Source organism: Paenibacillus konkukensis (assembly GCF_023523925.1).
Classification (GTDB): domain Bacteria; phylum Bacillota; class Bacilli; order Paenibacillales; family NBRC-103111; genus Paenibacillus_S; species Paenibacillus_S doosanensis.
Window position 1 is genome coordinate 2,210,697 of record NZ_CP027059.1, and the last position, 19,119, is coordinate 2,229,815.

Here is a 19,119-nt window from a genome sequence, read left to right on the forward strand (position 1 = left end):
TCAACATAGGGGAATAAAATCCTCTTTAGAGGCGATAAGCTGGGGAGGACATGCATAATGCCGTCGATAGACGGTGCAGGGGCCAAATCTGAGGCGTGCGAAAAGAACCCTGCCGGCGCACAATTCGCAAGGTTGCATTGTCCGTAGATCTCGGGTCGATATTTACCGAAATAATATCGCATACTTACGACGATTTCAATCATTATTTTTCGCGAAGAAGTAGCCGATTGTCTTTCGGAACCGCAGTTGAAAGATAAGCTGAAGCTGAACATGGTAATCACGGTTATCGATGCGGAATATGTGATGGATTACAATAGCATTTTTGCCGCAGACCGTGAGCTTGTCCGGACGCTTAGAAGACAAATTGAAGTGGCCGATTTACTGCTCGTCAATAAATGTGATCTTGTATCCAAAAACCATTTGCAGAAGGTCGGCAACAGTATGCGCAAGTACAATCCGGTTGCTCCTATCCATTTTACGATACAAAATAATATCGATCTTCAAGGTCTGCTTCACGGAATCGAGCCAAACGCCTACCATTCGGCACTTCCCAAGGTCAGGTTCAAGACGCTGCAGCATGCGCATGCCCCTTCACACCGCCATGAAGAACATCATCATCATCATCATGGGGGTCATGAGCATTCGTACTCACGCCTGGCAGAAGGCGAGATATTCGGGCGATCCTTATCTGGTTGTTATCGGCATTGATATAGATACGCAGAAAATGAAGGACAGCTGGTTGAGCTTGTGGGACACTGAGTAAACTGTAGCGAATTCGTAGCTATAAGGCACAGCTCTTGGGCAGCACCACCATCAACCAACGGAGAAGCAATCGGTTCCTGCCGTTTGCTTCTCTTGCTTGTTAACGGGCCGTGGAAGAGTGCAGCTTCGGTACGGAACGACTGGTTATAAATGAAAAAAAGGCCTTGCTGGATTGCATTTATCCAGAAAAGGCCTTGATCGTCTTTAAGTTGGGCTGCAAGACCTAATGCCCACTATTGATCCTTCGCTACCTCGCAGGAATACTCGTTGGCCGCCAAACGAATCGTCCGGTTCCGAAAGGAAAGCTGCTTCTCTTCCGCCGAATCGTTCCAGAACACGAAGAGCCTCTTCCCGTCGTGAACGTACTCCGTCTTGATCACGCCCTCCGGAAGCTCAAGGTCGGTATCCAGCGAGAAGACGCCGTGATAGAAAAACTCGGCATAGCGTTCGCGCTGCGCGATCAATTCCTTAATATGGGCCGCATAGGCCGGAACGGCGGCGACGGTAGATCGGCAGCGGTAAATCGCGATATCGAACCGGTAGCCGTAGACGAACGCAAAATTCAACTGCTGCTTGAAGTCGCTTCTCTCGTCGTGAATGAAGCGATTGGACATGATCGTTTCCGGGAACGTCTGCCGGTAAAGCTCGGGGAACGCATCGTCGTCCTTGGAGGTCGCGTACCCGCAGCTGTGATGGAAGTCCATAATCGGGGCATAGCAGTCGATTACAAATTCTGAGCCGAACGCTTTATCCCCTGTGCATAATTCGCGCAATTGCTGAAGATTGCACCGCCGCCATACGGTTTCGCTGTCCCCGCGGTTCCCGTGATGATGCGAGTCATCGAAGCAGAGATGGGGAAAATGCCCCGCAATCTGATCGTAAAAGATGGAGTCCGAGTTATAGCTCAGCTTCTGTTTGCCGACGCGAAGCAACTGCTCGCTCCATTCGTCTGTGGCCTGGCAAGCGGAGACGAAGCTTTTGTAGCCGAAATTGCGCAGCAGCATGCCGTCGTTGCTGAATTTGTAATGCTCCCTGTACTCTACGCCGTCAATGTCTTTGCGGCAAATCCGGCAGCCGACTTCCTTGTAATAGTCCGACTTCACATCGATCAGCACGCCGTTGGTATATAAGGCGATCCGGCCGCCCCGCCTTTGTACCTCAGCAATCGCCGCCTTCAGTCCTTCCTCCCCGCCAAGCGCAGGATCGGGCTCATAGACGGGATAACCGTTATCGAAGCCGCCCTTCCACCAGCCGAACAGCAGAATCATGTTCACGCCGACCGTCCGGCCTTCCTCGTAAATTCGCGGAAGATCCTCGTATTTGTAATAGATTTTGCCGAATTGATGCTTCATGATGATGCGCTGCCAGCCGTTAAGCTCCTGCACCCACTCCGGCCGATTCGGCTCGCTAAACCAGCCGGCCGCCCATTGCCGATAGATCGCCGAGCCTTGCCGCCAGTCTCCGCGAACGAACGCCACGACGGATACGGGGGAGGATACCTCTTCTCCCTTCCGTGCCAACGGGAACTGCGAGATGGCGAGGAGGAGACGCGGATCGCTGTTCCTCGGACCTATCCCGGCCGCCAGCACACAGGAGCGGAACTGATCGTCATGCCGGCCCACATAGAGAAAATGCGAGCCGCTCTGCACGCCGAACCAAGCCATGCTGGCGAAGCTCGGATACGTCATGTCGAGCCACACCTCGTTGTCGTCACTGTACTTGTATTCGCTGTGCGCCCGATCAATCGTGGTCCACGGATCGGCCAGCCGGTGCCCGTGCCCTTGGCTGCGGTACAGGACATCGCGGCTTCGCTGTTCGTCCGCCACTACGGCCAAATCGACGAACGGCAGCTTGACCTCGTTGACCCGCGCTTCGCTATTATTGTTAATCGTGTACGAGAACTGCAGGCTGCCATCGACCGCGCGGACCCGGACGACGAACGATACCGGATACGCGTTGCCGTCCTCCGCCACGAGCCGGTCGTAACGAATATCCAAGCCATTCGTTACGGCGCTGACAGCCCCTGACTGTTTGCTTGAAGCTACCGTCATATCCCGAAACTCGCCGTCATCCAGCTGCAGCCGCCAGAAGTCGGCTCCGGGCGACTCGCGCAGGGGAAGTCCCTCCGTCGTCCAGCTGCCGAACCGTCCTTCCGGATCGACGGCAAACTGCAATTCTCCAGCTTTTATTGCCAATGTCATCACGCACACACTTCCTTCTGTAGTTATCTCAAATAAAGACCGCCGTTCACATCCAAGGTAATGCCGGTAATATAACGGGCTTCGTCGCTGGCGAGAAATACCGTCGCCGCCGCAATATCTTCAACCGTTCCCAATCCCAGCGGGACGGAGGCAGACAATTGGGCAACTTTCTCATCCCCATGAGTTTGCTGCAGCAGCTCGGTTTCGATAATGCCAGGGGCGATTGCGTTCACTGTAATTCCATACGGGGCAGCCGTTCGGGCAAGCGTCTTGGTGAATCCCATCTGCCCGCTCTTGGTCGCGGCGTAATGAACGTGTCCGTACAATGCCCCTTGGTGACCGACGACGGAGGAGTTGGAAATAATTCTTCCGCTTCTTTGCGGCATCATCATTTCCATTGCATACTTCGAGCATAAGAACGTGCTCGTCAAGTTGTTGGCGATCATTTCGTTCCAGCTCTGCAAAGACGTCTCGACGATCGTTTCCGCTCTTGACGTGCCGGCATTGTTGACAAGAATATCGAGACGGCCGAACTTCTCCGTTATAGTCCGGAACAACCGCTCCACATCGTCTTCCCGGCTCGCGTCGGCTTGAACGGCGATACTTGTCCGTCCCATCTCCTTGATGCTCTCGACAAGCTGCATCGCATTTTCCGTAATATGTAAAGAATTGATGACGACATCCGCTCCGGCTTTGGCCAGCCCGAGAGCGATACCGCGTCCGATTCCCCGTGACGAGCCTGTTACCAAGGCTACTTTTCCCGCTAATGTAAACATCCGTATGTCCTCCCGCTCTTAGTTTGCTTAAAAATAAGGCTCGGAAGCCGGCGGCCGAATCTGGGTCAGCGTTCCGTTATAATGCCGCAAATCGTGAGGAGCGTAAGGATGCTGCAGCGCTGCTTCCTCATCCAGCTCGATGCCTAAGCCCGGCTTATCCGGAATCGTCATGTACCCGTCCTCAAAATGCAGCTGTTCATCTGTGATGTCCTTCCGCCAAGGCACATCGCTCGCCATAATTTCCAAATAAAAAAAGTTCGGCGTGCATGCCGCGAGCTGCAGCGTGGCGGCGTTGGCCACCGGCCCGCTCGGGTTGTGCGGGGCGAATGGAATATAGTTCGCCTCGGCCATGGCGGCAATTTTTCGACTTTCCATAATGCCGCCGGCATGGCTGATATCCGGCTGAACGAAGTCCAGCGCTTTGTTCTCGAACACCTCGCGGAACGCATAGCGCGTGAACAATCGTTCCCCGCCGGCGACGGCGACCGGAGATTTCCGCCGCACCTCCGACATCGCGCTCACATTGTCCGGCGGGATCGGTTCCTCGAACCACACCGGGTTAAACGGCTGAAGCTCCTGCGCGATCTTGATCGCCGTCGGCACGTTGAACCGGCCATGCCCTTCGATAAACAGGTCGACATCGCGGCCGACCGCATCCCGCACCGCGCCGATGCAGGCGATGGCGCTGTCCAGCTCCGCGTTCGTGATGGTCATATACGTCTTGCCGAACGGGTCCCATTTGAGCCCCTTGAAGCCGCGTCCAACCGTTTCCCGCGCTTTAGCGGCGAAATCTTCCATTGACGATGCGCCGGCGAACCAAGCGTTGGCGTACACCTTGACCTTCTCATGAACCTTGCCTCCGAGCAGCCGGTGGACGGGGACGCCGAGCGACTTACCGTTGATATCCCACAGCGCCATCTCCACCGCGCTAAGCGCCGACATCAGCACCGCGCCGCCTCGCCAATAGGCATCCCGGTAAATGTTATGATAGTGCGCCTCGATATCCAGCGGGTTTTTGCCGATCAAATAACGCTTAATGTCTTCGATAGCCCCGGCAACCGCATGCTCCTTGTATTCCAGCGTCGCCTCTCCGATCCCGGTAACGCCTTCGTCCGTGTACAGTTTGACGAACACGAAATTCGTACGGTAGCAGTCGACAATGAATGTTTTTACGTCTACTATTTTCATCTCCACACCCCAAAATATATATGCCGTTGATTGCAGCTCATTATTTCTTCTCCGAATGTTCCTTTTTATAAATTTCTGTCGCCTGATCAATCCACTTCTGACCGCCGGCATCCAAATATTTTTTCTTGAACGACTCGTATTCTTTGTCAAGATCGCCTTTGGATATGATCAAGGAAGCGAATCCCTCGTTAATGATGTCATCCAACACCTTCTTCTTCTCGCGCTCAATATCCGGCACCTCGTACAAATAGGCATCTTCGATCACGTTATCGTTCGCAAGCTTCAAGCCGGCTTTTGTTTTATCGTTCAGCAGTTGAACGGAGAAACCGCCAATTCGATTCATCACGCCGTTGTAAGCAAATCCGCCTTCATTCCGCAGGCTCGCTGCATCGTCATAAGGCTTGATCCACTCAAACTTGCCGTTGTCCATCTTGTAGTGCTTGCCCTCGATTCCCGCCCACGTCAGCTTGTCGCCTTCGTCGCTGATCAAGAAATCCAATACCTTCATGACTTCTTCCGGATGCTTGGAAGCTTTGCTAATGTGCATCCACGGACCGGAATCTTCCAGATACAGGCGCAAAGTGCCGCCTTGATTGTTCGGGCCTTTGATCACGGTATACTCAAATTCCGGCGCCGGATTTTCAACATAGCGGGTCAGCCAGTTTTGCGTGGTTCCGTTCGGGGTATAATCAAACGCCCCCATCTTGCCGTTCCATAGCTTCTCAAATTCTTTCAGATTGGAAATTGTAGCAAAATCAGGCTCCATCAAGCCTTCTTTATACAGCTTGTTCAGGAATTTAATACCGTCCATGAATCCAGGCTGCAGCACCCAAGGAGTCACTTTGCCGTCGATCAGCTTTCCTCTTCCGACCGGAACGCCGTATGCCGCGAAAATATGGTAGAACGTCTGGTATCCGGAACCATTCCCTAAGTAGGCTCCAAGGCCGATCGTATCCTTCTGACCGTTGCCGTCCGGATCATTATTCACGAATGCTTTTAACGTCGCATAGTATTCGTCGATCGTCTTCGGCACAGGCAGCTTCAATTTGTCCAGCCAGTCTTTGCGAATCGCCAAAGCGCTTCCGAATCCCCAACCGCGCGGAATCGCGTATATTTTGCCGTCTACTTTGGAAACGCCTTTTAAGATGGAGCCTTTGTTGTCCATAATATTTTTTCCATACGTATTTAATAAGTCGTCCATCGGAATAATCACTTGATTTTTGACCAGTTCGCTGATCTTTGCCTTATCCGAGTTCAGGAATGCATCGGGCATATCATTGGAGGCGATCATCGTATTTAATTTGGTCCCCATGTCGGGAGAATCGACGGCCAGAAACTGGACGTTTACGCCTGTCCGTTTGCGAATTTCCTGAACAACGGTGTTGTCTTCCGGAAAGTTAGTGCTTTTGTCAATCAAAATGCGCACCGTTACCGGTTCTTTCGGTTTGCCGCTATCGCCGGCAGCCTTACTGCCATCGACCTCATTGCTTGTGGCTCCCCCTTTGGAGCAAGCAGTCACACTGATCATTATCGCGGTGGTCAGCACCAACGCGACCGACTTCTTCAACTTCTCCATGCACATACTCCCCTTTTGAATCTAATTATTTTGAGAGCCATTTTTTCGCTCGCAAAAACTAACCTTTGATCGAGCCGATCATAACGCCCTTGACGTAATACTTTTGCAAAAACGGATAAACAACCAGCATCGGGATAACGGATGCGACAACGGTAGCCATTTTCACCGATTCCTCTGTGACCAATCCTATCGTCGAAGCAAAGTTCTCTGTACCTTGAACCTGCTGCAGCGAGCTGCTCATCAGCATCGTTCGCAAAAACACCTGAAGCACTTGTTTCGAATCGGAATTGATGTAAAGAATGGCGTCAAAATAGGAGTTCCAATGGGCCACGCCATAAAATAAAGCGATCGCAGCAATGACAGGAGCCGATACAGGCAAAATGATCGAAAATAAAATGCGCATCGGAGCCGCTCCGTCTATATTTGCCGACTCTTCAAGCTCGGGTGGCAAACTTTGAAAGTAGTTTTTCATGATGATTAGGTTCCAAGCGCTGATCGCACCCGGAATAATGAGCGACCAGAGCGAATTGATCATCCCGAGCTCTTTGACAATCAAGTAATTCGGGATCATGCCTCCGCTAAACAGCATGGTGAAGAAAATGAGCAGCGTGATCGCGTTTCTCCCGACAAACCGTTGAACGGATAAGGGATAAGCCAGCATGGCCGTAAACACAATATTGATCGCGGTCCCGATGACCAAACGAAAGATGGAGTTTCCATAAGCCTGGAAAATCCCTTTGCTATGCAGAAGCATCTCATAGGAGGACAACGAAAACCCTTTCATCCATAAAAACAGTCCGCCCCCCATAGCCAGCTTCGGATCGCTTAACGAATACATCAGCACATGCCAAAATGGATACAAGGTCACGATAGACAACAATAGCATGACGATATTCAATCCGAATTGCCATATACGTTCCCCCAACGACTCTCTCACCAGGCAATCCTCCTTCCAACGAATCCGGTTACATCAAACCGCTTTCCGGATCGATTTTTTTCGCAATATAATTGGTGAATAAAACAAGCACCAGGCCAATAAGTGACTTGAACAAGCCTGAAGCCGTAGCCAAATCGTATTTGGCATCCTGAAAAGCGAGCTTGTAAATATATGTATCCAAAATTTCGCTTACCTCGTAAACCTGCGGATTATACAGCGCAAATACTTGATCCAGACCGGCGTTAAGTATGCTTCCCACACGGAAAATAAGCAGGATGACGATCGTCGTCCGCAAACCGGGCAGTGTAATATGCCAAATTTGCTGCCACTTCTTCGCGCCGTCCACTTTAGCGGCTTCGTACAACTGCTGGTCGATGGTGGCGATGGTAGCGAGATAAAGCACGGTGCCGAAGCCCGCCTCCTTCCAAATATTCGAGACGACAAGCAAGCTGCGGAAATATTCCTTGCTGCTCAGCAAATTGACGATCGAACCGTTATATCCGAATAATTGAGCGATTTCTCTAATCACGCCGGTAGACGGGGACAAGATCGCAAACAAAATGCCCGAGATAATGATCCAAGATACGAAGTGAGGCAAATAAATCGACGTCTGAACAAATTTCTTGTACATCTCATGCCTGAGCTCGTTGAGCATAATGGATAAAATAATCGGGATCGGAAAAGCAAACACAAGCTGGTACAAGGAAATAATGATCGTGTTTTTCAATGCCCGGTCAAACCCATACATGCCGAACAGCGTTTTGAAATTGTCGAAGCCGACCCATTCGCTGGCGAAAAAACCTTGATAAACATTGTAGTTTTTGAACGCGAGCAGGATACCGTACATCGGAATGTAATGGAATACAAGGAAAAACAAAATTCCCGGCAGCGCCATGAAATATAAACCTGAATTTCGAAAGTACTGCGCATTAAAAACATAAAAAGGGCTCCAAATCTTTGGTAGAATGGTGTTTGTCCAGGACAACATCACCCAAAGAGAGGAGCACCTTTTAGGTGAAGTCTACCACACCGGTCAGCAAAATCAAGAGCGAATTTTCGCTGCAGAACGCCACGAGTTTCGGCGGCGTCAAAATCTTTTTGGCCTATCTCGAAAAAATCAAGCTCGCCGAGGCCATGCAGCGCCTTTCCGGCGGCAAAGCGCACAACGCCATTTTTCCTGTTCATCGCATCCTGCTCTATCTAATGGTTGGCTGGATGCTGGGCTGCGGGCGTATTTTTCATTTCCGCAAGTTACAGCACGATGTGTTGCTTTGTCGTTTTCTGGGAGGCCGTCTGCCGCATCACAGTTTGCTGTACAAGGAGCTCGCGCGTCTGGGCAGATCCTGCCCGCAGCTCCCGACGGAACTGCGCAAGCTGAATATGGAAATCATTCATCTCTGCTTGCCGTCCAAGCCAATCCTTGATCTGGACTCCTCGGTGGAGACGGTATACGGGGAGCAGGCCGGCGCGGCCAAAGGCACCAATCCGCATAAGCCCGGACGAAACAGCTACCATCCGTTGCTGGCTTTTGAAGGGCAAACCCACTTGAATCTGAATGCGAGGCTTCGCCCCGGCAACACGCATTCTTCAACCGACGCAATCGACTTTTTGCAGCAAACCTTCGCACTGCTCGGCGAGCGCCAAGTGGCGTACGCCCGGTTCGACAAAGGCTTTGGCGGCGAGGATTTCTACCAACTGTGGGAAGGCCGCAAGATCGGTTACGTCGGCAAAATGAAATGGACCAAACGCCTCGCAAGCGACGTGGCGGCTTGTCGCTACTGGACGCGCTATGTCGACGAGGACTGGATCATCGAGGGCATCACTTTGATTTACAAAGCTACGTCCTGGAAAAAGCCCCGTCGCGTAGCGGTCATTCGTAAGACGCAAGTCTGCGAAGACGGTCAAGGCCGCATCGTATTCGACGAGGACTGGCAGTATGAAGCGATTGTAACCAACCTGGAGTGGGAACCAATTGACCTATGGCGCTTTTACAACCAGCGTTGCTGCATGGAAAATTACATCAAAGAGGCGAAAGACGGTTTTTCCATGGACCGGATCGCGACCAGTGATTTTGAAGCGAATGAAGTCGATCTGCTGATCAAGTTGCTGGCCTACAATTTGTTCGAACGCTTTAAGCGCGATTGTTGCGAACCGATGCATCAGGGTTATACGATTGCAAGATTCCGACTGGAGTTCTTTCATTGCGCGGCGACGCTTGTTCGGCATAGTCGCGCGGTCGTGCTCAAGCTGATCAAGGATTTCGACGGTCGTCATGCATGGAAACGAATCGAAGCCAAAGTGGTTCAATTGGAGTGACGGCTTCCAACATTTCACATGGAAAACAACAATGCCCCTTTCTGGGGAGGGGGAGTTATCCCCATGTGGATATTGGTTTCAAAATTTCGCTGGTCCCACTCCCACTTATTCACAGTTGTTGATCCGCTCCTGGATGATCGCCACCGCATTCTTATGCGCTTTCGAAATTCAGGATAAAAGCTTGTCCTTGCGGATTTGGGTCAGTTTCCTTCTCCGCTGTTCGGACTTCGCAGTCATGTTGAGATTCGTCACCGTTCGTTCATATGGCACGCCCATCTCCCTTTCGTTGTAAGCGTTTTTATTTTGTCGAAGACACCTGCTTATTCAGAAGATGTCGCCTTACTTATCCTTTTCCGGCCGTCTTGATTCTTGCGATCAAATCGTCCTTCGCCTTGATGACGTGATCGCTCGTAATGGCTGCCGCAGCCTCTGCATCCCGATTTTTTAAAGCATGAAGCAGCAGCCGATGATCGTTCACGACATCCTTCACCCGGCTTGACCCATATTTATGGCGCAGGCTGTCGATTAAACCCCAGTGCCGGTCAATGACGCGCATCGCCTCATCGTTCTGGGCAAGACCATTAATAATTTTGTGAAAGCTCTCGTTCAGCTTCAAGGACAGCGAAACATCGCCTTCCTCCACCGCCTGCTCATATTGCTCTTCAATCTCGACGAGTTTCATATAATCATGATCGCTCATATATGGAACTCCGTTGCGAACAAGCATGGTTTCAATTGCCATTCTGACATCGTACATGTCGGAGACGAATTTCTCATCGACCTCCCGTACGCTGGCTCCTTTTTGCGGCAGCAGGTTGACGAGCCCTTCCCCTTGAAGCTGCTGAAGCGCTTCCCGAATCGGCATCTGGCTGACGCCGTACCGAGTGGACAAATCGATAATCCGGAGACGAACACCAGGTTTAAATACACCCGATAAAATATCTTCGCGCAGTTTATCGCGAACCCGCGAATAAGTCGTTTCATTAAACGACGATTCTGATGATGTTTGCATCATTTTATCCCCCTTCGATTGATTCGATATTGTATCAAATATCTCATGATTGATATTGTATCAAATAATTTTCGTGCTGTAAATCATTGATTTGATATTGTATCAAATATATATTATTGAATTCCGTTCCAGAAAGATCGCGAGGTTTCCGGATCAGCTTCACATGCAGCTATTGTTATTTTGGCGAATTGTTGCGGTCTTGATGCCCGTCTAGATTTGACTATTTTTACGAAATTCAGAGGCGTTGATGCCCATCTTCGCACGGAACACCCGGCTCAAGTACGAGCCGTTCTCATAGCCGCACATGGAAGAGATGGCGTCCATCGTGTAATTCGTTTCGAGGAGCAGCCGCTTCACCTCTTCCAGCTTCAAACGGGTCGCATACTCCTTCGGGGACAGGCCGTATTCCAGCCGGAACCGTCTCGTTAATTCCGATTGCCGGATGCCGAGCATCTCGGCAATTCGCTTCATAGTCAAGCCGCTGAACAAATTGTGGTGAATGTAGCCGGCCGCCTGCCGCATTTGCGGATCGGTTCTTTTCCTTCGCTTCTGCGCGTACTGCCCTTCCATATCGCCCAGATGGAGCAAATCCATCAGCATATGATTGGCGATCTTCGTCTTGTACGATTCGCTGCCATGCTCGCGCCAAGCTTTTCGCAAATAAGCATAGGTGGACGACAGACGATTGACGTCGCTGACAGTTACTTTGCCGACCGGGAGCGAATCGAAGGTGGGGTCCGGCTCGAGCATCGGACTGTAGTTGAGCATATGGAACGTAATTTCTCCGAATGATCTGCGCTTGAATAGAACACCGGACGGTACGAACACAAGATCGCCGAACGAAGCTTTACCTGTATGTTTGCCGACGCCGTATTCGAAGGCGCCTGTTTCTACGCCTAGAATGACATGCTGTTTGTGAATTTCTTCCGGCTTGATAAAGCCGGGCTGCGGACCTGCATATACATAAAATTTCAACTCGTGTGACGGTGTGTACAAACGTATCGCCTCCTTCCTTCACCATTTTAATTTATCATGACCAAAGCCGAGGCGGGAATCGAGAACATTAAAAAAAGTACAGAAACTATATAAAATCTGTGTATTTCTATTTCAACTTTGTGTGTGTAAGATGAGGGTGTGGTCCGTTATCGGCATTACGAAAGGCGCTGGTTTGGCAGCCGTCGACGTGTGCCCTGGTCGTTATTGCGCTCGGAGCGATCTGTTGGGCGGCTGCAAAGACGTGCCGGTCAAATTTCCGCTCAGCTCAAACGTCGTGCTGATTTGGCTTGCCGGCAGCTTATGGAGGTGAGGCTGGGAACAGCTTGACGGATTACCGCTTTTATGAAAACGTTTACAATTTAACCGTTCATGACAAGAGGTGATTATTCATGAAACGCTAGCGAAAAACGAAACGCGCCGGAAGCACCCGACAAGCCATTACGGCTGCAGAGTTGACACGAATTCTAATTAGAATGGAGGCTTGAATAAGTGGGAAGCAGACGTGCACTATTCAGAGCTGCAAAATTCATGATCTTATGCTTTTTAATATGCAATATGTTGATATGGCCCTTGCTGAGCCAGGTGGCCCATGCAGACGTTATTGACACGCATGACCCGATTGAAGTAAGCGTCGACTGGGGTACAACGGGGAAAACGATCCCCGCTTACGCATACGGATTAAATTCCAATGGACTATTACAAGATTCGTATACGACGGATGCCAACTTTATGTCGCATCTTCGTTATTTGAACGGTAACAAAGGGCTTGTGCGCATTCATAGTACAAGCATGATTAGTACAAGCGGCTGGATCAATGCGGACCTCACCTGGAGCGAATCCAAAATCGTCGCCGCTCTGACACCCTTGGCAGCGGAACATTATCCGGTCATGATCAACATTCCATATGGACCGAACGGCCAAACGGACTATTTGGATGCGGATACGTTCGCCGCTTTCGCCGCCGAATTGGTGCGTATCGTTAATGTGGAGCACGGGCTGGGCATTGCCTATTGGGAAATTCCGAATGAAAGAGAAAGCGGCTTCGTGAATCCGGGATTGAATGCTTCGGCAATGGCCAATCTGATCCGCAAAAGCTATACGGCTATGAAAGCGATCGACCCGTCGATTCAAGTCGGCGGACCGGCCGCAAGCGATGTGAACGTCTCCTATATTAGCAATGTGGTCCAAGCGGCTTGGCCCCAAATCGACTTCGTTACGATGCACGCGTACAGCAGCGGACAATCACGGCCGGGTACGGACAATCAGGCATATGATCATGCCCAGAAGCAAGGCGTACTTGTCAACTCGCTGCGCTCCGCCCTGCTCGCGAACAACTCGCAAGCCGATCTGCCCATATTGATTGACGAATACAATATGACTTGGGATACCGATCCCCGCCTGCATACAAGCAAGGAATCCGTCTACAGCGCGCTGCTCGTCGCGGGTGTCATCGGCGGAGCCGGGTCAGGAGTCAATTTCTGGCATGCCGAAAGCTCCTACATGGGCCTGATGAACGACCGCAGAGAACTGTACGATACGGCGGATCTGAATCATTGGTTCAATCGTTTTTTTCACGGACAAGCAGCAGCCTCCGTATTCCCCGATAAGTCCAAAGTAGACGGATTTGCAGTCAAAGGGGATAACCGGAATTCAGTTTTACTCGTAAACAGGACGAATAACGAACAACTTGTGCGCTTGCAGCAATCCGGCTCGCAGCTGACGAATCAAGCCGCGGCGTCCAGTTGGGATTTGTATCGGATTGATGAATACGGCTCTTCCCATATGCCCGGGATCGATGGGAGCCAATGGCCGACAACGGGAATTTTGCTGCCCGCAAATTCCGTAACGATTGTAACGTCAGGCACAGATGTGACGATAACGGAGCATATCCCGTATACGCTCACGAATAGGAGCTCGGAAACATTATTAACGGTCACCGGCTCCGCTTACGGTTACATTCATGAGCAGAACCGGTTGTCCGCCCAACAGCGCTGGGTGTTCCAATCGGTTGGAGCCAACGTATACGAGGTCCGCTCCTACGCGGACGGAAGCTTGCTGTCAATACCCGATGGAACGAACGGGACCATTACTCAGTGGAAGCTGCTGCCGGTTGGCGGGGACACGTTCGAACTTCAAGCGGCGGGAACCACCTCGGCACTGTCCATCTCCAACGACCCGCTTGACAACCATGTGCGGCTGGACCCTGATGCATCGACGGCAAGGCAGCAGTGGACGTTAGCCTATGCAGGCACACGTACCGAAATTATCGATCATGCGCAGCATCTGTATCAAATCGTTAACAAAGCGTCGGGAAAAGCGCTGCAAATCGGCAATTCACGGAAGACGGAAGGCGGAATCGCCAATCTCCAAAAGGATGAAGGATTAGCCAGCCAAAAATGGAGCTTCCGATGCTACGCCGATTGTTCCGGCTTCCGAATCACGAACGCGAACAGCGGACAAGTCATTCACGGCGCAGCCGGGTCGCTCATTACTCAAGCGCCCTTCTGGTACGACCCTCCCAGACAACTGTGGACGTTGGAGAAACAAGCGGACGGCTCCTATGTAATCCGGAATAACTTATCCTCTCAAGTGCTGCAGCCTAAAGAGGGGAGTTTGCTGGAAGGTGCTCTAGCCGTAAGCGGCCCCTATACCGGAGCCGATGATCAGAAATGGTATATTTCTAAAGATACCCGAATTCCTGTTGCACCGACGATCGACGAGGAATCGGACTATATTCTGCAAAATTTGGCCACAGGGAAAGTCATCTCCGTACCGAACTCAAGCACAGCGAATGCTGCGGCTGTCACGCAAGCAGCGTATACGGGCAATCCGGAGCAGCTTTGGCAATTTAAATGGTATAGGTCCGGAACAAGAATCATCAACAAAAACAGCCAGCTGCTGCTGGCGCCTAACTCGTCATCGCTTTCTATCCAGCAAACTTTCGCTTATCACGATATAAATCAGCAATGGATATTGGAGAAGCAGAGCGACGGTACTTACATGCTCATCTATGCCGCCAACCGAAAAGTGCTGCAGCCTGTGGGCGGAAGCAGCGCGGTTGGCGTCAGATACGAATGGGTCGAACCGACAGGTGCAAATGAACAGAAATGGATTCCGATCCGAAAATAGCTTGAATGAATCAACCATGAACGCTCGCGATCAGCGGCGAATTGCATCAATACCCGGCTGATCGCGGCTCGTGCTTGTTTTGCTTGGCCTTGACTATTACTTCGAAGACGGGCTCCGCCACTATCACGGTTGGGACAAATCGGGCTGTACGAAAAGCCATACCGTGTCCAGTGATTATCATCTTTTTATAAAAAAAGAGAGGGGCTCCTCCTGGGCTCCCCCTCTCTTCTCCTTAACTACACCTGCTATAACCGCAGTTGCTGCAGCTTTTGCAGCCTTCCGTATTAATCAGCGAGGCGCTGCCGCAAGACGGGCACAGGTCGAGCGAGGTCGCCGAGTTGCGGGTCACTGCGTATTGCGCGGTCGTCTCCATGACGACCTCTTGGGTTGCGGTGACGTAAGTCTCCGCCTCGTCGGAGAAGTCGCCGTGCATTTCGAGCGCCTTCGCTACGGCGTCGGCGATCGATTCCACGCGGTTTGCGCCGAAGCCGATGGCGCCGGAGCCTCCGATGCCTTTCAGATGCTTCGTCAGCAGCTGCACTTTGTTGCCGTGATCGCCGTAACGCAGGAACAGGGAGATGACCCGGCCGAGCGCTTCCGACATGGCGAACACGTCGGAACCGGCTTTGCCTACGTTCAGGAAAATTTCGCTAGGCGTCCCGTTCATGTCGTTGATCGTAATGTACGCCATACCGAACGGCGTATTGAATTTATATGTGGCGCCGCGCAAAATTTGCGGACGGCGTTTATATTCCTTATCCAGCACGGAAAACGACTTGCTCTCGGAAGCCGCCGCTACGGTAACGGACGCCGCTTTGCTCACGACGGCGGTTTCCTCCGGCTTGGCCTCGGCCTTGATCGTTTCCGCTGCCGCGGCAGGCTTCTCTTCCTTCTTATCCGTCGACAGCACCTGCACGTCGCGGCTTCCGTCGCGATAGATCGTTACTCCCTTACAGCCGAGATCGAAGGCCAGCTCGTACAGCCGCTTCGTTTCTTCTACGGTGAAATCCGCCGGACAGTTGGCCGTCTTCGAGATGGAGCTGTCCACCCATTTCTGAATGACCGCCTGCGCGCGGATATGATCTTCCGCGGACAAATCCATAGCGGTTACGAAATAGTCCGGAAGCTCCTCGTTCGGATGGGCATCCTTCCACTGCTGCGCGATCGGCACGTACTGCTTGTCGAAGCCGAGCCGGCTTTGACGGTAATATTCGAAGGCGAAGTAAGGCTCGATTCCGGTAGAAGTACCGACCATCGTCCCCGTGCTTCCCGTCGGCGCCTGGGTAATGACCGTGACGTTGCGCATCCCCTTCTTCTGTACAGCGGCTCCTACTTCCGGATAGACGGCCGTCATATTTTTCATGAAGCCGCTTTGCAGAAACGGTTCGGCGTCGAACTGCTTGAAGCTGCCTTTCTCCGCGGCAATGTCGGCAGACGCCAAATAAGCTTCCTTGGCCATAAAGCCGTATAATTGATCAAGGAATACGAGCGATTCAGGACTGCCGTAACGGATCTCCAGCTTGATCATCAGCTCCGCCAGACCCATCGTGCCAAGCCCTACGCGGCGCTCGCTCTGCTGATTGACGCGATTCTCCTCAAAATGATAAGGCGTCTTGTCGATGACGTTGTCCAGGAAGCGCGTGGAATAACGGACGACCTTGCCAAGCTCATCCCATGCCACATCCTGCTTGTCGGCATCGTAAAACTTCGACAAATTAATGGCGGACAAGTTGCACACGCCCCAGGCGGGCAAGCCCTGCTCTCCGCACGGATTCGTACAAATAATCGGGTTGAAATACCAGCTGTTGGACATCTGGTTATAATATTCCATGAATACGACGCCGGGCTCCGCGGATTTCCAGGCGGATTCGATGATCGTATGCCACACGTCACGCGCTCTTACGGTGCGGTGCACATTCACTTTCTTGCCGAGCTTCTTCCATTTATCCAGATCGCCGTCCCACAGATCGTCGTATTCGGCGTCTGTCGTATCCGGATAGACAAGCTCCCAATCCAAGTCTTCCTTGACGGCTTTCATAAAGCCGTTGCTTACGCAGACCGACAAGTTGGCGTTCGTGATTTGCCCCATCGTCTGCTTAACCGTAATGAAGTCGACCACATCGGGATGCCAATCGTTCATCATCAGCATCAGGGCGCCGCGGCGGCTGCCCCCCTGCTCGATCAAGCCCGTCGTGTAGCTGAACAGCCCGCCCCATGATACGGCTCCGCTGGAAGATCCGTTCACGCCCTTCACGACGGCGCGGCGCGGTCTCAAAGACGACAGGTTAATGCCGACTCCCCCGCCGCGCGCCATAATTTCGGTCATTTCCGATAATGTGCTCATGATGCCGCCGCGGCTGTCGTGCGGAGATGGAATGACATAGCAGTTAAACAGCGTCAGCTCGTCGCTTGCATCCGCGCCCGCCGCGATCCGTCCGCCCGGAACGAGCTTCCAGTCGTCAAGAATGTATTCGAATTTTTCCTTCCACTCCTGCCGCTTCTCTTCGGTCGGCTCCACGGAAGCCATCGCCCCCGCCAAACGCTCCCACATCTGCGCCGGCGTCTTCTCGACCGTTAACGTCAGCTTTTCTACGGACGACGTTACGACATCGCCGCTTCTCACCTTCACTTGAACTTGATTGCCGTCCCTGGATATGACTTCTCCGACTTCTTTGGCGGGAAATTTCGGATCGTCCTTCGTCAGCACGAGCACCGTATCCCCGACTTTTGTATTTTGAGTGTCCGCATCTTTCATCGCATAGCGGTCAAGAAATATCTTTTCGCTTAATCCTTCGAGTCTATTGCCGCTCCCGTTCTCCGTCATCAATACAATAACCTCCCGAAAATTAGAATGCTGCAAATCATCACAACATCTGGTATGCGAAATCCATTATACATCACAATATATTGTGCTTCTAATGGGTGAGTAGCGGAATTTGGAAACTGGTACAAGACGTAGGGCCGAATGCTCTTATTTCCTCTTGAAATCGCTCTTTTTCGCCGCCGTCGGCTTCATTTTTTTCGACAAAAATCAGTACCATCCCGCCGCCAAAAATGCCAAATTACCTACTAGAGACCTATTGGCATTCCTTCGTCTACCGGTACCGAAAGCATCTTCTTCATCGGCCTTTGACATCCGCTTCCGTCATTGATACGCTATCAGTAGAAGCAGGTGCCTATGATCAGTTCGCACTGCTGCCGGTCAATATATTATATCACAAACCGGCACGATATACAAACAAACGTTCGTATACATAATTACAATCAGGAGGCTTTCCTATGTATTTGTACCAACATGAATTTCTCCCGAAGGATGAACTTCGTATTTCCTCCGATGACCGCGGTTACTACTTCGGCGACGGCATTTACGAGGTGTTTCGCGTCTATAACGGCATGCTGTTCGAGCCAGCAGGCCATTACGAGCGGCTCGAACGAAGCGCGCGCGACGTCCGGATAAGCCTCCCCTATTCCATAGACCGGCTGGACGGCCTGCTGCGGCAGTTAATCGAGCTGAACAAGCTGAGCGAAGGCATCGTCTATATGCAAATTACCCGGGGCGCGGCGGAACGGACCCATGCTTTCCCCAAACAGGCGGAGCCGATACTTACGGCGTATTGCAGCGAGCTCGCAAGACCGCTGCAAGCTCTGGAGCACGGCATCGCAGCGGTTACGGCCGACGATATCCGCTGGCTTCGCTGCGATTTGAAGACGCTCAATCTGCTGCCTAACGTCATGGCCAAGCAAGCCGCACTCGATCAGGGAGCTCAAGACGTCATCTTCCACCGCAGCGGCACGGTGACCGAATGCAGCTCATCGAACATTATGATCGTGAAGGACGGCGAGCTGCGTACCCACCCGGCCAACCACCTGATTCTGCACGGCATCACCCGCGCCGTCGTGCTCCGCTTGGCCGCAGAGCTGCATATTCCCGCGAAGGAAGAAGCGTTCACGCTGGACGATTTGAACAATGCGGACGAAGTGTTCCTGAGCAGCACGACGATGGAGATTACCCCTATCGTTTCGATCGACCGCAAGCCCGTCGGCAGCGGAGCTCCCGGCCCCGTAACCCGCAAGCTGCAGAGCGCCTTCGAGCATCTGATCGGCAGCGGCAACGACGGCGGCCCGCAAGCGTAACGCTCTGCCTTCCTCTCACCATCGGAGGAGGATAACGTACTCAACGAGAATGGCCCCTCTCGGATAATAAAATGATCAGCCCCAAAAAACCT

General features: G+C 52.0%; 14 protein-coding genes. 5 read left to right on the plus strand and 9 right to left on the minus strand.

All coding sequences use genetic code 11. The features are described 5' to 3' along the window. The first annotated feature begins 246 nt into the window (after window positions 1-246). A complete protein-coding gene (locus SK3146_RS09405; RefSeq protein ID WP_249864830.1) occupies window positions 247-708 on the plus strand; it encodes a GTP-binding protein in 462 nt (153 codons plus the stop codon). A gap of 287 nt (window positions 709-995) precedes the next feature. Here SK3146_RS09405 and SK3146_RS09410 read toward each other — a convergent pair whose 3' ends face one another. Genes SK3146_RS09410 through SK3146_RS09435 form a run of 6 tightly spaced genes read right to left on the minus strand, consistent with a single transcriptional unit; the run spans window position 996 to window position 8,335 of the window. Beyond that, window positions 996-2,963, minus strand: coding sequence for a DUF6259 domain-containing protein (locus SK3146_RS09410; protein ID WP_249864831.1), 1,968 nt, complete (start codon window positions 2,961-2,963; stop codon window positions 996-998). A gap of 23 nt (window positions 2,964-2,986) precedes the next feature. Further along, the gene (locus tag SK3146_RS09415; RefSeq protein ID WP_249864832.1) at window positions 2,987-3,739 is read right to left on the minus strand and encodes an SDR family NAD(P)-dependent oxidoreductase; all 753 of its coding nucleotides are present in this window, start codon (window positions 3,737-3,739) and stop codon (window positions 2,987-2,989) included. A 27-nt stretch (window positions 3,740-3,766) separates the two neighbouring features. After that, complete coding sequence (gene dgoD / locus SK3146_RS09420) at window positions 3,767-4,927, minus strand: galactonate dehydratase (RefSeq protein ID WP_249864833.1); 1,161 nt, start codon at window positions 4,925-4,927, stop codon at window positions 3,767-3,769. Window positions 4,928-4,967: 40 nt separating this feature from the next. Beyond that, complete coding sequence (locus SK3146_RS09425; RefSeq protein ID WP_249864834.1) at window positions 4,968-6,503, minus strand: extracellular solute-binding protein; 1,536 nt, start codon at window positions 6,501-6,503, stop codon at window positions 4,968-4,970. Between the two features lie 58 nt (window positions 6,504-6,561). After that, on the minus strand, window positions 6,562-7,440 hold the full coding sequence (locus tag SK3146_RS09430) for a carbohydrate ABC transporter permease (protein WP_249864835.1): 879 nt from the start codon (window positions 7,438-7,440) through the stop codon (window positions 6,562-6,564). A 28-nt stretch (window positions 7,441-7,468) separates the two neighbouring features. Then, on the minus strand, window positions 7,469-8,335 hold the full coding sequence (locus tag SK3146_RS09435) for an ABC transporter permease (protein ID WP_249864836.1): 867 nt from the start codon (window positions 8,333-8,335) through the stop codon (window positions 7,469-7,471). A 119-nt stretch (window positions 8,336-8,454) separates the two neighbouring features. Here SK3146_RS09435 and SK3146_RS09440 point away from each other — a divergent pair, with 119 nt between their 5' ends. After that, window positions 8,455-9,756, plus strand: a complete 1,302-nt coding sequence (locus SK3146_RS09440; RefSeq protein ID WP_024982794.1) for an IS1380 family transposase — start codon at window positions 8,455-8,457, stop codon at window positions 9,754-9,756. Window positions 9,757-10,099: 343 nt separating this feature from the next. On the opposite strand, the gene SK3146_RS09445 is transcribed toward SK3146_RS09440, so the two are convergent. Next, a complete protein-coding gene (locus SK3146_RS09445) occupies window positions 10,100-10,771 on the minus strand; it encodes a GntR family transcriptional regulator (RefSeq protein WP_249864837.1) in 672 nt (223 codons plus the stop codon). A 207-nt stretch (window positions 10,772-10,978) separates the two neighbouring features. Beyond that, the gene (locus SK3146_RS09450) at window positions 10,979-11,764 is read right to left on the minus strand and encodes a helix-turn-helix domain-containing protein (protein WP_249864838.1); all 786 of its coding nucleotides are present in this window, start codon (window positions 11,762-11,764) and stop codon (window positions 10,979-10,981) included. 130 nt (window positions 11,765-11,894) lie between these two features. On the opposite strand from SK3146_RS09450, the gene SK3146_RS09455 reads away from it, so the two are divergent. Further along, window positions 11,895-12,074, plus strand: coding sequence for a hypothetical protein (locus SK3146_RS09455; protein WP_249864839.1), 180 nt, complete (start codon window positions 11,895-11,897; stop codon window positions 12,072-12,074). A 245-nt stretch (window positions 12,075-12,319) separates the two neighbouring features. Next, window positions 12,320-14,893 (plus strand): RICIN domain-containing protein, encoded by a 2,574-nt coding sequence (locus SK3146_RS09460; RefSeq protein WP_249864840.1) that lies wholly within the window; start codon window positions 12,320-12,322, stop codon window positions 14,891-14,893. 232 nt (window positions 14,894-15,125) lie between these two features. Here the strand turns inward: SK3146_RS09460 and SK3146_RS09465 are convergent, their stop codons facing one another. Beyond that, window positions 15,126-17,717: an adenosylcobalamin-dependent ribonucleoside-diphosphate reductase gene (locus SK3146_RS09465; protein WP_249866245.1), complete on the minus strand. Its 2,592-nt coding sequence runs from the start codon at window positions 17,715-17,717 to the stop codon at window positions 15,126-15,128. Window positions 17,718-18,172: 455 nt separating this feature from the next. Here SK3146_RS09465 and dat point away from each other — a divergent pair, with 455 nt between their 5' ends. Next, complete coding sequence (dat, locus tag SK3146_RS09470) at window positions 18,173-19,027, plus strand: D-amino-acid transaminase (RefSeq protein ID WP_249864841.1); 855 nt, start codon at window positions 18,173-18,175, stop codon at window positions 19,025-19,027. Window positions 19,028-19,119 lie beyond the last annotated feature (92 nt).

Bases quoted from the DNA above. Each gene is read 5' to 3' on its own strand.
- SK3146_RS09445 (WP_249864837.1), bottom strand. From the start codon at position 10,771: ATGATGCAAACATCATCAGAATCGTCGTTTAATGAAACGACTTATTCG.
- dat (WP_249864841.1), top strand. From the start codon at position 18,173: ATGTATTTGTACCAACATGAATTTCTCCCGAAGGATGAACTTCGTATT.
- SK3146_RS09410 (WP_249864831.1), bottom strand. From the start codon at position 2,963: ATGACATTGGCAATAAAAGCTGGAGAATTGCAGTTTGCCGTCGATCCG.
- SK3146_RS09435 (WP_249864836.1), bottom strand. From the start codon at position 8,335: ATGGCGCTGCCGGGAATTTTGTTTTTCCTTGTATTCCATTACATTCCG.
- SK3146_RS09425 (WP_249864834.1), bottom strand. From the start codon at position 6,503: ATGGAGAAGTTGAAGAAGTCGGTCGCGTTGGTGCTGACCACCGCGATA.
- SK3146_RS09415 (WP_249864832.1), bottom strand. From the start codon at position 3,739: ATGTTTACATTAGCGGGAAAAGTAGCCTTGGTAACAGGCTCGTCACGG.
- SK3146_RS09465 (WP_249866245.1), bottom strand. From the start codon at position 17,717: ATGACGGAGAACGGGAGCGGCAATAGACTCGAAGGATTAAGCGAAAAG.
- SK3146_RS09455 (WP_249864839.1), top strand. From the start codon at position 11,895: ATGAGGGTGTGGTCCGTTATCGGCATTACGAAAGGCGCTGGTTTGGCA.
- SK3146_RS09460 (WP_249864840.1), top strand. From the start codon at position 12,320: ATGTTGATATGGCCCTTGCTGAGCCAGGTGGCCCATGCAGACGTTATT.
- dgoD (WP_249864833.1), bottom strand. From the start codon at position 4,927: ATGAAAATAGTAGACGTAAAAACATTCATTGTCGACTGCTACCGTACG.